This window comes from Microbaculum marinum (assembly GCF_037855135.1).
GTDB classification, from domain to species: Bacteria; Pseudomonadota; Alphaproteobacteria; order Rhizobiales; family Tepidamorphaceae; genus Microbaculum; species Microbaculum marinum.
In genome coordinates, this window is sequence record NZ_JAZHOF010000003.1 from 64,317 (window position 1) to 76,576 (window position 12,260).

At 67.8% G+C, this 12,260-nt stretch carries 12 protein-coding genes and 1 pseudogene; 9 read left to right on the forward strand and 4 right to left on the reverse strand.

Annotated elements, in window-relative coordinates; genetic code table 11:
• The 7 genes and pseudogenes from V3328_RS07365 to V3328_RS07395 all read left to right on the forward strand — a co-directional run.
• A complete protein-coding gene (locus V3328_RS07365) occupies positions 1–375 on the forward strand; it encodes a DUF1367 family protein (protein WP_340328989.1) in 375 nt (124 codons plus the stop codon).
• Complete coding sequence (locus V3328_RS07370; RefSeq protein ID WP_340328990.1) at positions 372–2,459, forward strand: DNA cytosine methyltransferase; 2,088 nt, start codon at positions 372–374, stop codon at positions 2,457–2,459. Before V3328_RS07365 ends, V3328_RS07370 begins: the two co-directional genes overlap by 4 nt.
• Entirely contained in the window at positions 2,456–2,692 is a 237-nt protein-coding gene (locus tag V3328_RS07375) for a hypothetical protein (RefSeq protein ID WP_340328991.1), read from the forward strand. Before V3328_RS07370 ends, V3328_RS07375 begins: the two co-directional genes overlap by 4 nt.
• Entirely contained in the window at positions 2,692–3,681 is a 990-nt protein-coding gene (locus tag V3328_RS07380) for a phage Gp37/Gp68 family protein (protein ID WP_340328992.1), read from the forward strand. Before V3328_RS07375 ends, V3328_RS07380 begins: the two co-directional genes overlap by 1 nt.
• Positions 3,678–4,055 (forward strand): DUF968 domain-containing protein, encoded by a 378-nt coding sequence (locus V3328_RS07385; protein WP_340328993.1) that lies wholly within the window; start codon positions 3,678–3,680, stop codon positions 4,053–4,055. Before V3328_RS07380 ends, V3328_RS07385 begins: the two co-directional genes overlap by 4 nt.
• Positions 4,055–4,651, forward strand: coding sequence for a DnaJ domain-containing protein (locus V3328_RS07390; RefSeq protein WP_340328994.1), 597 nt, complete (start codon positions 4,055–4,057; stop codon positions 4,649–4,651). The genes V3328_RS07385 and V3328_RS07390 overlap by 1 nt, the downstream gene beginning before the upstream one ends.
• Positions 4,652–4,665: 14 nt before the next feature.
• Positions 4,666–4,791: pseudogene (locus tag V3328_RS07395) on the forward strand (DUF4326 domain-containing protein); the annotation flags it as partial.
• Between the two features lie 1,148 nt (positions 4,792–5,939).
• Here V3328_RS07395 and V3328_RS07400 read toward each other — a convergent pair.
• Positions 5,940–7,418 carry a DNA-packaging protein gene (locus tag V3328_RS07400; RefSeq protein WP_378758937.1) on the reverse strand — a complete coding sequence of 493 codons (1,479 nt, stop codon included), beginning with the start codon at positions 7,416–7,418 and terminating at the stop codon, positions 5,940–5,942.
• A complete protein-coding gene (locus V3328_RS07405) occupies positions 7,405–8,070 on the reverse strand; it encodes a hypothetical protein (RefSeq protein WP_340328996.1) in 666 nt (221 codons plus the stop codon). The genes V3328_RS07400 and V3328_RS07405 overlap by 14 nt, the downstream gene beginning before the upstream one ends.
• 967 nt (positions 8,071–9,037) lie before the next feature.
• On the opposite strand from V3328_RS07405, the gene V3328_RS07410 reads away from it, so the two are divergent.
• On the forward strand, positions 9,038–9,772 hold the full coding sequence (locus tag V3328_RS07410; protein WP_340328997.1) for a hypothetical protein: 735 nt from the start codon (positions 9,038–9,040) through the stop codon (positions 9,770–9,772).
• A 189-nt stretch (positions 9,773–9,961) separates the two neighbouring features.
• Here the strand turns inward: V3328_RS07410 and V3328_RS07415 are convergent, their stop codons facing one another.
• Positions 9,962–10,492: a helix-turn-helix transcriptional regulator gene (locus V3328_RS07415; RefSeq protein WP_340328998.1), complete on the reverse strand. Its 531-nt coding sequence runs from the start codon at positions 10,490–10,492 to the stop codon at positions 9,962–9,964.
• A 561-nt stretch (positions 10,493–11,053) separates the two neighbouring features.
• Between V3328_RS07415 and V3328_RS07420 the strand changes: the two genes are divergently transcribed.
• The gene (locus V3328_RS07420) at positions 11,054–11,461 is read left to right on the forward strand and encodes a YbhB/YbcL family Raf kinase inhibitor-like protein (RefSeq protein WP_340328999.1); all 408 of its coding nucleotides are present in this window, start codon (positions 11,054–11,056) and stop codon (positions 11,459–11,461) included.
• A 9-nt stretch (positions 11,462–11,470) separates the two neighbouring features.
• Here V3328_RS07420 and V3328_RS07425 read toward each other — a convergent pair whose 3' ends face one another.
• Complete coding sequence (locus V3328_RS07425; protein WP_340329000.1) at positions 11,471–12,187, reverse strand: hypothetical protein; 717 nt, start codon at positions 12,185–12,187, stop codon at positions 11,471–11,473.
• Positions 12,188–12,260: the final 73 nt, after the last annotated feature.

Sequence of the window (12,260 nt, forward strand, 5' to 3'; positions counted from 1 at the left end):
ATGGTGCACGTTCACGCCGCGCGGAACGTTCGCCATCACCGCATGCTGTTCGTCCTCTACAAGAAGCTCGCCGAGGCGGGCGTCTGGGAAGGCGACGTCGACAGCTTCCTGACCTGGGCAAAGCTCGGGACCGGCCACGTCGACCAGGTCGTCGGACCGAACGGGCGCGTCTACTACGTGCCCCGGTCGATCAACTTCGAATCCATGCCTCAGGACGCATTCGCCCGCTGGTGGGACCGCGTCATCTATCTCGTTTTCGACCGACTGATCGACGGCGACGAGTTGCAGCTGCGCAACGAGATTGCCGCGCTTGTCGACGGGGATCTCGGTCAGCGCGCGCGCGAGCATGCGGACCGCTTCGGAGCGGCGGCATGACAGAAGTCCGCGACATCAACCACGGTCACCTGTTCTGCGGCCTCGGCGGCGGGGCGAAGGGCTTCAACAAAGGCGAAGCCCGGGTCGGCTCGATGGTCGCCCGCTTCGTCTGCAAAGGCGGGATCGACAATGATTCCGCCGCCTGCCGGGATTTCGAACGCGCGGCCCGGGCGCCGGCGGCATGCCTGGACCTGTTCTCGCGTGAGCAGTACGTGGCCTTCCACGGGAAAGAGCCGCCGGCGGGCTGGCGCGAGCAGACGCCGGACGACATCCGCGCGTTCTTCGCCGATCACCTCCACATCCTGTTTCTGTCCGCGCCGTGCAAGGGCTTCTCCGGTCTCTTGCCCGAGGCGCAGTCGAGGACGTCGAAGTACGCGGCCCTGAACGGGCTCACGCTGCGCGGCATCTGGCTGGCGCTCGAAGCGTTCAAGGACGACCCGATCGAGCTCGTCATCTTCGAGAACGTCCCGCGCATCATGTCGCGCGGCCGGCACTTGCTCGACCAGATCGTCGCCCTGCTGCGCCACTACGGCTACGCGGTGGCGGAGACCAAGCACGACTGCGGCGAGATCGGCGGGCTCGGGCAGAGCCGCAAGCGGTTCCTCCTGGTCGCCCGCCACGAGGAGCGCATCCCGCCCTTCCTGCACGAGCCCGAGAAGCGCTCGATGAAGGGCGTCGGCGACGTCATCGGCAAGCTCCCGGTGCCCGGACCGGAGCCGATCCTGCCCATGCACAGGATGCCGAGCCTACAGTGGAAGACCTGGGTGCGGCTCGCCTTCGTCGAAGCCGGGTCGGACTGGCGGTCTCTCAATCGGCTCGCGGTCGAGGACGGTTTCCTGAGCGACTTCGGCATCGTGCCAGACGCATCCCCGCACAACGGCGGATATGGCGTCCGACGCTGGGAGGACGTGGCCGGCACGGTCACCAGCAACGGTTGGCCCGCTTCCGGCGCATTCTCCGTCGCCGATCCCCGCGCACCCGAAGCCTCGGGCGACCGCGGCGGGTGCGGAGTGACGGGTTGGCCGCAGACCGCGCCCACGATCACATCGCAGCGCTCGCCAGGACAGGGACGGTTCGCGGTCGCGGATCCCCGTGTCGACGGGCACGCGAAATCGGTCCAGATCGGCGTCCGGTCTTGGGACCGGCCTTCCGGCGTGGTGACGGGCAAGATGTTCGTCGGCGGCGGGCCCAATGCCGTGGCCGACCCTCGAGTCGCCGGCGCCCGCTTCAACAACCTGTTTCGGATCGTCCGGTTCGGCGAGACCTCGCCGGCGATTGCCGGGCCGGGCGGGTCCGGCGGCGGGTTGGCGGTGAGCGATCCCCGCCCGGCCCCGCGCGAAGACTACAAGCAGAACAAGTACCGCATCACCAGGTTCGACGAGCCGGCCGGAACGGTCATTGCTGCTTCGACCACCGGCAACGGCGCCTTCGCGCTCGCCGATCCGCGCACCGGCTATCCCGCCAGCGCGCACCGGAACCTTCTGGCGGTGACTGATTGGCGCCGGCACACGAAGACGGCGACCGGCGCGCGCCATGTCGCCGGCGGCGCCCTCAGCATTGCAGATCCCCGCCCCTTCGGCGCGGTAGCTGAGCGCGAGCACTACAAGACCGGTGGTCACTACGGCGTCCTGTCGTGGCAGGAGACCGCCGGCGCGGTGCCTGCCTATGCGAAGTACGATCGCGGCCGCTGGTCGGTCGCCGATCCGCGGTTCCCTGAAACCTCCGCAGAAACTCAATCTGACCCGGATGCTTGTCAGCTCCCGGCGCCGGCGGATCGCCTCCTTGCGGTCATCCGCGCGCTGGACGGGACCTGGCATCGCCCCTTCACGACGCTGGAGCTGGCCGCACTGCAAGGCCTCGTCGATGCCGACGAGACGCTGGAGCTCGAAGGCCAATCCGATTCCGCGTGGCGCGAGCGCATCGGCAACGCCGTGCCGCCGCCGGCAGCGCAGGCGATCGCCGGCGTCATGGGACGCACGCTCCTGCAGGCGTGGGCGGGCGAGACGTTCATGCTCTCCAGCACCCCGATCTGGGTTAGGGATGTCGCGGTGGCCCTGTCGGTTGATCAGGCGGGTGCGGCATGACCAGGAACAGCGCTCGCCGGCTTCGCCGCGCGGCCGAGGTCCAGGCGAACATTGCCTGCCGCCGGCACACCAAGCCGTGGGTTCATTTCCAGGTCGAGGTCTTCTTCCGATTCCGGGCGGGGATGGACACCCCGGACATCGCGCTCGAGCTCGGCGAACACGAGGCAGTCGTCGCGGCCGCGCTGGCCGATGCCCGTGAAGTCGTTCGGGCGATCGAGGGAGCTGCGGCGTGATGGCTGAAGTCTCGAGCATCGAGTGGACCGACGCGACCTGGAACCCGGTGACGGGGTGCTCGGTCGTCTCGCCGGGCTGCAAGAAGTGCTACGCGATGACGCTAGCCGGGACGCGGCTGCGGGAGCACCCGAGCCGGGCCGGCCTGACGCGCCCCTCGAAGGCGGGGCCGGTGTGGACCGGCGAGGTGCGGCTCAACGAGGAATGGCTGACGCAGCCGCTGCGCTGGCGCCGGCCGCGCATGATCTTCGTCTGCGCGCATGGCGATCTGTTCCACGAAGCCGTGCCCGACGAGTGGATCGATCGGATCTTCGCCGTCATGACCATGACGCCGCAGCATACCTACCAGGTGCTGACGAAGCGCTCGGCCAGGATGCGCTCCTACTTCACCTTTGACGATGGCTTCGGCCGCTGGGGACATATCGAGCATCGCGCAAAGCAGATGTTTGACATCCCCGCGGGAAAGACGCTGGCCAACTACGGAGGATCGAACCTCCCCAACGTCTGGCTCGGCGTGTCTGTCGAGGACCAGCAGCGGGCCGGCGAGCGGATCCCGGACCTGCTCGCCACGCCGGCAACGGTCCGCTTCGTCAGCGCCGAGCCGCTGCTCGGGCCGGTGGATCTGACGCGCTACCTAAGTCCAATCGGCGCGGCGGGGAGGTGCATCTCGATCGACGGCGATTGGTGGCACAAACCCGGGGAATGCGGGGCATGCAGGCCTAGCGTCGACTGGGTGATCGTCGGCGGCGAGTCCGGTCGCGGCGCGCGGCCGATGCATCCGGACTGGGCGCGGTCTCTGCGGGACCAGTGTGTCGCCGCACAGGTGCCGTTCTTCTTCAAGCAGTGGGGGGAGTGGTGCACCGCAAAAGGCCAGCCCGGCCATCTCCCAATAAGTCACGTCTTTGCCGACGGATACCAGATGATCCGCCTCGGCAAGAAGGCCGCCGGCGCGCTGCTGGACGGGCGGGACTGGCGGGAGATGCCGTCGTGACCCGCATCGTCCCCATCGAGCGCACCGCGCCTCAGAAGCGACCGCGGATCAAGCAGGAGCCCTATCTCGACTTCATCCGGTCCCTGCCCTCGCTCGTCCCCGGCCGGCGCCCCGTAGAGGCCGCCCACGTCCGCTATGCGGCGCTCCATCTCGGCAAGCGCGAGACGGGCATGGGCGAGAAGCCGCACGACCGTTGGACGGTCCCACTCGCTGGTGACGTCCACCAGGACCAGCACCGGCACAACGAGCGCGAATGGTGGGAGCGACGCGGCATCGACCCGCTGCTGGTCTGCCTGGCTCTGTTCGGCGCCTACCACGACGGCGACCGGGTCGCTGCCGAGTTCATCGTTCGAACCGCAGGAAGGGTATGGTGATGACCGAAGCATATCCGCTGCAATGGCCCGTAGGATGGCCGCGCACACCAGCGCATCAGCGCCAGGCGTCGCGCTTCGATCCGGGAGGCCTTGCCCGAGAGAGCAGACTCATCGTTGAGGAACTGCGCCGCCTTGGTGCCCGCCATGCGGTGGTATCGACCAACGTCGAGTTGCGCCTGGACGGCCTCCCCTACAGCAATCGCCGTGCGCCCGATGACCCTGGCGTCGCGGTGTACTTCGAACTCGAGGGTCGGCCGCAGTGCATCCCCTGCGATCGGTGGGCGAAGGTCGAGGAGAACGCGCGAGCGATTTGGAAGAGCATCGAGTCCCTTCGTGGTCTTGAACGCTGGGGCGCGAAGTCATTCGTAGACGCAGCCTTCCGCGGCTTCGAGGCGCTGCCGGCGCCGTCGGCGGACAACGCGGCGCATTGGACGACTGTTCTCGGCGTGGGACGCGCTGCTGACGCCGACGAGATCAACGCCGCCTATCGGAAAAAGGCACGCGAAGCGCATCCGGACGCTGGGGGAACGGTCGAAGCCATGTCCGCCCTCAATGCTGCCCGGACTGCCGCGCTGGCGGAGCGAGGTGCAACATGACCACGACCGAGGATGCGCGCGCCAAGATCATAGCCAACATCACGGACCTTCGCGGCAAGAACCTCGCCTGCTGGTGCCCGCTCGATCAGCCCTGCCACGCGGACGTCCTGCTGGAACTGGCGAACGAGGATCCCCGGTGACTATCGCAGCCAGACCGCCGGCCTATCTCAGCCGCTCGTCCCTGGCGAGCGAGCTGGATATGGCCGAAAGCACCGTCGACGAGATGGTTCGGCGCGGAGTTCTCCCCAGGCCGCGCAAGTTATCCAACGGTTGCGTGCGGTGGAGATGGCAGGAAGTCGATGACGCGCTTGCATCGCTCGGCGACGGGCCGAATGATGCCTCGTCAGATCCGATAATGGCGGGGGTGCGCGATGCGATCAAAGCGCAGAAGGAGCGGCGTCGTGGCGCTGCCTAGCGGCGTCCATCGGGTGGTGTCCCGCGGCCGCGAGTACTTCTACTGGCACCCCGGAAGGAACACAGCCGCCGCCGGCAAGCGGATCAGGCTGCCCAACGATCCGACCACGCCGGAGTTCTGGATCGCCCTCAGGGAAGCGCAGGGCAATGACGAGCGCGTCACGACGTTCGGCGACGTGGCCGATCTTTACGAGACTTCGCCGCACTTCATGTCGCTCCGGAAGGGCACGCGAGACCAATATCGCCGCGGCCTCCGGCTCGCGGCCGAGGTGCTCGGCAACGTTCCGGCCGACGGAATCCGGCCAGCACATGTCAGGGAGCTGATGGAGGGATTGTCCGACGTGCCCGGGACGGCTAACACCGTTTTGGGAACAGTGCGCGCGCTGTCCTCCTGGGGACGGGCGCGCGACCACTTCCTTTCCTCGATCACGGAAGGTGTGAAGCCGTATCCGAAGACTGGAGGGCACAAGCCGTGGACCGCGGCGCAGCTCACAGCGGCCGAGAAACACCTCACCGGCATGGTGCGCCGCGGGTTCTTCCTGCTGCGCTACACCGGGCAGCGCGGGTCAGACGTAGTGCGTCTCGGGGAGACGTTCATCGACGAAGGGGGATTCCGGCTCAGCCAGGAAAAGACCGGTCGGGAGATATGGTGCCCGATCGACGATGCATTGGCATCGGAAATGGCGAGTTGGGAACGGGCGCCGGGGCCGTATCTGAGGCAGGGGAGCGGGAAGCCCTACTCTCGCAAGCGGCTGGACGTGCACTTCGCAGAGCAGCGCGACGCGATACCGGAGCTGAAGGGCGCGACCTTGCACGGACTCCGGGCAACACGCGTGATCGAACTGCGCATGGCGGGGCTTACCACGGCGCAGATTCAGGACCAGATCGGAATGTCGCTGGGCATGATTGAGAGGTACTGCAGGTTCGCCGACAAGAAGGCGAGCGGCAAGGCGGCGGTCATTGCGTTGGCGGAACGCCGCAAGAACGCGAATTGAAAAACCGTTGACAAACGGGGGCGCTGGAACGCCCGGTTTTCCTCAATACGGCCGAAATCGCACATCTCGTCCTCCAGCTCCGGCAGCGTCCCGACATGGCGGACGCGGCCCTGCTCGTAGAGGGCGGCGACCGGTTCGGCGCGCAGCCATTTTCCCCGCCGCGCGTGCACCAGCTTGACCGGCACCCCGGCGTCGACCTCGCCAATCACGGCGGCCACCATGTCGCCGCCCTGGTTGGCCTCGGCGATCAGCCGGTCCGCCGCCAGCCGGTGATACAGCGCGACGGCGCGGTGCGCCCAGCCGGCAGGCTTGGCGCCGGACACGGTGGAATCCGCCAGCACGTAGAGCGTCCCCGACGCTGTCCCCGACGCTGCCCCTGGGGCAGGGCCCGTCCCCACGGCGACGATGCCGCAGGCCGCCCCGCCTCCCGAGCCCCCGGCTCTCGATCCGCCGGCTTTCGATCCCGCCGGCGGATCGACCGCCACCACGATGCGCTGAAGCTCCGGCGCCGCCGCAACACGACCGTGTTCGATCATGTCGCGGCGGAACAGCGCGTCGGGCCGGTCGGCGATCAGCTCGGCGTCCAGTTCCTGGCGGCCGAGCCTTGTGCCGCGATAGCGCCCGACGATCGCCTCCAGGAAGGACGGCGCCAGGTTGGCGCGGTTCTCCCCGGTCCGGATCCGCGTCACCACGGTGCCGGGCGTGCCCGGCGTCAGCAGCCGCTTGACCAGCGGGATCGGCCGCGGCGTCGTTGTGACCAGCTGGCGCGGCCGCTCGCCCAGCCTGAGGCCGAACTGCAGCATGTCCCAGGTCGCGTCGGGATAGCGCCACTTGGCCAGTTCGTCTGCCCAGGCGGCGGCGAACTGCGGGCCGCGCAGGCTGTCGGGGTCCTCGGCGGAGAACACCTGCGCCACCGCCCCGTTGGGCCATTCCAGCCGGCGCCGCGACGGCGACCAGTCGGGCCTGTCGATCGATTTCCTGCCGTGCCGGTGCACCGACAGGATGCCCGACACGCCCTCAACCATCACCTCGCGGGCGTCCTGGAAGGTCTCGCCGACCAGCGCGATCGGGCTGACCGGCGCGGCCGCGAACGGCGTCTCGCCGAGCGCCAGCCCGCGCACCCATTCCGCGCCCGCCCGGGTCTTGCCGGCGCCGCGGCCGCCGAGCAGCAGCCAGACCGCCCAGTCGTCGCCGCCAGGCCCCCCAGCTTCCGCCACCCCAGCTTCGGGCCCCCCAGCTTCGGCCACCCCGGCTTCGGGCCCGCCACCCCCGGATCTCGTATCGTCCGGCGGCAGCTGCGCGTCGTGCGCCCAGGCGGCGAAGTCAGCGTCCAGCGCGATCAGGTCATCCGGCGCCATCAGGTGCAGCAGCGCCTGCCGCCGCGCCGTCGTCGTCCCCGGCAATCTCGCAAAGCGCCTCAAGCCGGCGCGCAATCCGGGCACGGACCTCATCGATATCCTCCCGCGGTTCGTCGCGTGCCGCGCTCGCCGCCGCGCCGCGCTCCAGCTCCGTCAGCTTCTCGATGGTGCGGGTGACCGTCATCAGGGCGGTGGCCGACTGTCCGCCGGCGCGCGCCCGGCCCGCGCCCGGGCCAGTGTCTGCTGCCGTGTCGCCTGCCCCGCCCCCTGCCGGATCCGCGGCCGCCGCCCCCTTCAGGTCGACCACCTGCTGCGCCACCGCCCGCCACAGCGCGTCGATCAGCGCCGCGCGGCTCTGGCGCTGGGCCGGGGGCGGGCCCGAGGACGGGCCCGAGGACGGGGCCGATGGCACTCCAGACGGCGCAACCGATGGCCCAACCGGCGGCGCGATCTCCGCCGCCGCATCCGTCTGCGGCGCGTCGGCGCCGCGCCGCGCCTTCGCCCAGCGGCCCTCGCGGGCCAGCCGGTTGACCGAGCTCGCCGAGATCCCGACGGCCGCGGCGATCGCCGCGATCGTCATGTCCGCATTGCCCTCGTAGGCGTCCCGCACCAGGGCGCGCTGCAGGGACGTGATCAGCCGTCGCTCGCCCATCCGCGGCTCCGTGTGTTGGATCTAACTGTCAGTGATGGCGGTCCAGGCCGGAGGGCCTGTGGACCGGAAGCGTGTGCCTCAGGGAGGCTGTGCCGGAAAATGTCGTGGACGCGAAATCGGCATGGCCCGGAAGGCCCGGGTCCGAAGACTTGGGCCCAAAGGCCCTGCTACTGTATGCCCCGCCGCAGCCTTCCGGTCCCGCTCCGTCCGCCCGCCCTAAGACTTACCGGGCGGCACCGCCGCCCCGGCCGTCTCGGGCGCAATTGTCGAGCATGGCCAAACCATACAGGACCAGCGTCACGCTGTCAAGGACTATTTTCCTAATTGTACATGTAAGAAGGCGTGGCCGCTTCGAGACTGGGGCCGGGACTGGCCGGCGGTCATAGCGTACTGGGGTATTGGAACTTACGTTGCGCAACTTGTAGTGTTGCTACATGCCAACTGTTAGCCGTGCAGCAAGCGTTGCCGAGGTGGACGCCTTCTTTAAGGACCAGAAGCGGCTCATCGGGCCGCCTCCAATTTGGATTCCTTCCTCACGGGACGGCGAATTCCAAGCAATATGGAATATCGAGGACAGCTTGGGTATTTCCAATGCCCATCTGCGATTTCGGTTCGTGCCGAATGCTCGGGCCTACCCAAGCGTCTCGGTAATCTTCCGCAGGCAGAAGGTATGGCGCGCGGATCTGGCTCCACCAACCTTGTGCAAGAGCAATCCGTTGGGGGCCGCCAGTCTCGGATTGCCGGCCACAGTGTGCGGGTCACATGTCCATGCGTGGCCAGACAATCGGTGCCACATTCTCGCTCAGGATTTATGGGACATACCTTACCGGCGGCCGATCCAGGCACAGATACGCAGATTGCCGCAGGCTCTTGCGGCTCTGGCGGATGAAATTAATCTCTCGTTGGAGACTGATCAGCGACTGTTTGATGTACCACCGCAGGGATCGCTTTTTGAAGGTGCTGAATAATGTCGTGCGAAGACGTTCAGGCAGCATTTGGACCGGGCCACCAATGCGTGGAAACGGGCGATGGGGCTCGCGTCACGACGCATTGCTTGTATCCATCCTTTGATCCGGTGGATGTCTTTGTTGTTCGCAATGGCAACGGATTTCGTGTGCATGACGGTGGTGGCGCCGAACGTTCGGCCTGGGCCCATGGCAGGGACGAGAAAATGATTCGCCGCATGCTCAATCGGCATGCGGCTCGCCACCACATCAAGGTGGTAAACGACGTTCTCGTCGCAGATGCTCCGAGTATTGATTGGCTAAGAGCTGCTATACTGGCGGTAGCCAATGCTTCTGCGAATGCGGCGACGGCGGTTGTCGAACGCGTCGTCGCCGCGGCCGAGCACGACTTGTCGGATCGTGTTTTTCGGGTTCTTAGTCGCGCATTTATGCCTGCAACCATCGGCCGTGCCAGTATCTTCATCGGTATGAGCGGGAAGCAGCATGAGTTTGATTTTGTTGTTCGCCCCTCGAAAGACAAGACCTTACTTATCGATACTGTTGCGCCGCATCACGTGTCCATCGCATCAAAGTATGTAGCTTTCGCAGACACGCGGTTTGAAGACGGCAGTGGCATTGATCGCTTTGCGGTTTACGATCGTCCGCTTGAATCTAGCGATGTTTCGTTGCTCCAGCAGGTAGCTGACCTGGTTCCGTATACCTCGCTAGAGGCGGGGCTTAAGCGAGCGCTGATTTAGAATTCGAATACGGCCACGTAGCGGAACAGGTTCGGTTCCCCGCAGTTCAGGGGGAGGCCGCGCATGCCACGCCTTCAGGCTGAAAATACATTCTCGATGATTTTAGTGTGGACGATGCCGCGAACGTATTCGCCAGCCACCCCGTAGCCCGGATGAAGCACAGCGCAATCCGGGGCAGACCCTGCCCCCTTAAGTCCCCGCCTTGTACTCCGCGAGCCCCCGCCTCAGCCTCTCCTTCACTTCCACATCGCCGCACTCTATCGCCTCGTTGGCCTGCCGCACGGCTTCGGCCTCGCGCGCCTGGTCGGCGTCGAGCTTGCCGGTCCGGCACAGCCAGCGCGCGACGGTCGACCAGTCCCAGAGCGGGCTGTCCGAGGTGACCTTCGCCTTCGGCGGCGGAAAGCCCTTGCCGCGCTGGCCCTTCGAGAACTGGGTCATCGCCGCCCGGCTCATGCCGGTGCGCGCGGCCATGTCGGCCGGGCTGACGAGCGGGTCGGGCTCGACCCGGTCGACCGTCGCGCCAGCCGCGATGACGTTGTCGATCGCCGACGAGATTGCGTTCTCGACCGACGCCGCCTCCCTCGCGAAATCCACGATGACGTGCCCCTTCTGGAACGAGATCGTCGCGTCGTCGCAGCCGGCGTCGTAGAATCGGGTCTCGAAGTCGTCGGCGCCGGGATCGAGCCCCGAGGCGACGATGCTGAATTCAAACGTCTTCATCGCCGGATACCTCTTCGCGATGCGGACACCTGTCGACGGCCCGGACGATCTGCCGTGCATGGTTTCCGGCGTTCCGGGGCGTTTCCGAGCGTTCTGGTCACGCCGATCTGGCATCCGTCGCGGTCGGCGCGGGCGCAGAACAGGCGGCCCCAATGGCCCATCTTCCGCCAGCTCCAGCCAAGCGCCTCCGCCTACCGGACGGCCGCTTCCACATCCTTGTCGGGATGCCGCGGCCGGCTCATCGGCCAGTCCCGAAGATGGGCGCTATGTTAACATATGTCAACACGAAAGGCTCCAACCGGTTCCGATCCGACCTGCCGACCGGTCCCGAGCGAAAAAATTTTGCAGCTTTCGCGTGTGGAGTCGAGCACCCCCTACTCTGGCCCCCGGCCGGATCCCCCTTCCCCCGGCGGCATTCGCCGGTTGTCATGGCCTCCCTGCCGCGGCTAACCTGACGTCGCGTCCGGCGGGCCGATTGTCGCCGGGTACCTGAACATTCACCGTCCGGCCACTGCCGCATTTGACCGACCCGATTTCCATCCCGACGCATCCGGAGCGCCCATGACCATACGACCCGTTCTCCTCGCAGCCGCCACGATCGCCCTCATGGCCGCCGCCGCGCCGGCGCAGGCGTTTTCCATCGCCTTCGACTGGTCCGGCCTGAAGTCGTGCACCAGCGGCCGGCCCAACACCGTCGACAGCCCGCCGTTCAGGATCAGCGGCCTGCCGGCCGGCACCAAGTCGGTGGTCTTCAAGCTCGTCGACGTCAACGTGCCGACCTACAACCACGGCGGCGGCACGGTGGCGGTGAGCCAGTCGGGCCAGCTGCCGCGCGGCGCGTTCAAATACAAGAGCCCCTGCCCGCCGAACGGCCGCCACACCTACGAGTGGACGGCGACCGCCAAGGACGGGGCCCGCGGCTCCGGCAAGACGCTCGGCGTCGCCAAGGCGAGGCTTGCCTATCCGTAGGGCCCGGCGCTAGCGGTTGATCTCGACCAGCAGCACCCAGGCGTCGAGCACCGCCTTGCAGAAGGACAGGACGATCGCCGCGGCGACGAGGTAGAGGCCGGCCATGCTGCCGCCGGCCAGCACCGCGCCGCCGGCCAGGTAAGGCAGGACGGCGAGCGCATAGAGCGCGGCGTTGGCCAGGTGGCGGCGCCGCGACCGGGCGCGGCCGGCGGCGCCCGTCCCCTCGGCTGCCGGGTCGGCTGCCCGGTCGGTTGCCCGGTCGGCTGCCGGGCCCGCTTGCGTGTCCGCAGACCGGTCGAGGGCCGTCCCGCCGGCCGGACCGGACGCCGGCGCCGCGGTCCAGCCGGCGCGGATGCCGCGTTCCAGCCTGAGGCCGAGGCCGGCCAGCAACAGGCCGGCGGCCAGCGCCTCGGCGCCGATCAGCCGCAGCGGCTGGCCCGGCACCAGCATCAGCGAGGAGACGACGAGGATGCCGAGCAGCAGCGCCAGCGCCGCCAGCGCGCGCTCGGGCAGGCCGGGATACTGCAGGATGCGCGGCAGGTTGAGCGAGGCAGCGACGAACAGGAGCCCGCCCAGCGCCGCCGAGGCGCCGACCTGGCCGAGGAAGAAGTTCGCCCACTGATCCATCGCACCCGCCCCGCCGCCTGCGCCCGCGCCATTGGCGCATGCCGTGGCCCGGCGTTCAAGGCCCGGCACGTCGAGGGTCGGGAACGTACAGGGCGCCATCCGGCCATGCTCCCGGCGGCGCAACGCGGTTCTTACTTTTTTTAGTGAACCGACGTAGTTTAACGGGGCCCCC

Excerpts from the sequence above, each read along its gene's own strand:
- V3328_RS07365 (WP_340328989.1), top strand. The coding sequence starts at position 1 with ATGGTGCACGTTCACGCCGCGCGGAACGTTCGCCATCACCGCATGCTG.
- V3328_RS07370 (WP_340328990.1), top strand. The coding sequence starts at position 372 with ATGACAGAAGTCCGCGACATCAACCACGGTCACCTGTTCTGCGGCCTC.
- V3328_RS07375 (WP_340328991.1), top strand. The coding sequence starts at position 2,456 with ATGACCAGGAACAGCGCTCGCCGGCTTCGCCGCGCGGCCGAGGTCCAG.
- V3328_RS07380 (WP_340328992.1), top strand. The coding sequence starts at position 2,692 with ATGGCTGAAGTCTCGAGCATCGAGTGGACCGACGCGACCTGGAACCCG.
- V3328_RS07390 (WP_340328994.1), top strand. The coding sequence starts at position 4,055 with ATGACCGAAGCATATCCGCTGCAATGGCCCGTAGGATGGCCGCGCACA.
- V3328_RS07400 (WP_378758937.1), bottom strand. The coding sequence starts at position 7,418 with ATGGCGCCGGATGACCTGATCGCGCTGGACGCTGACTTCGCCGCCTGG.
- V3328_RS07405 (WP_340328996.1), bottom strand. The coding sequence starts at position 8,070 with ATGGGCGAGCGACGGCTGATCACGTCCCTGCAGCGCGCCCTGGTGCGG.
- V3328_RS07410 (WP_340328997.1), top strand. The coding sequence starts at position 9,038 with ATGTCGTGCGAAGACGTTCAGGCAGCATTTGGACCGGGCCACCAATGC.
- V3328_RS07415 (WP_340328998.1), bottom strand. The coding sequence starts at position 10,492 with ATGAAGACGTTTGAATTCAGCATCGTCGCCTCGGGGCTCGATCCCGGC.
- V3328_RS07420 (WP_340328999.1), top strand. The coding sequence starts at position 11,054 with ATGACCATACGACCCGTTCTCCTCGCAGCCGCCACGATCGCCCTCATG.
- V3328_RS07425 (WP_340329000.1), bottom strand. The coding sequence starts at position 12,187 with ATGGCGCCCTGTACGTTCCCGACCCTCGACGTGCCGGGCCTTGAACGC.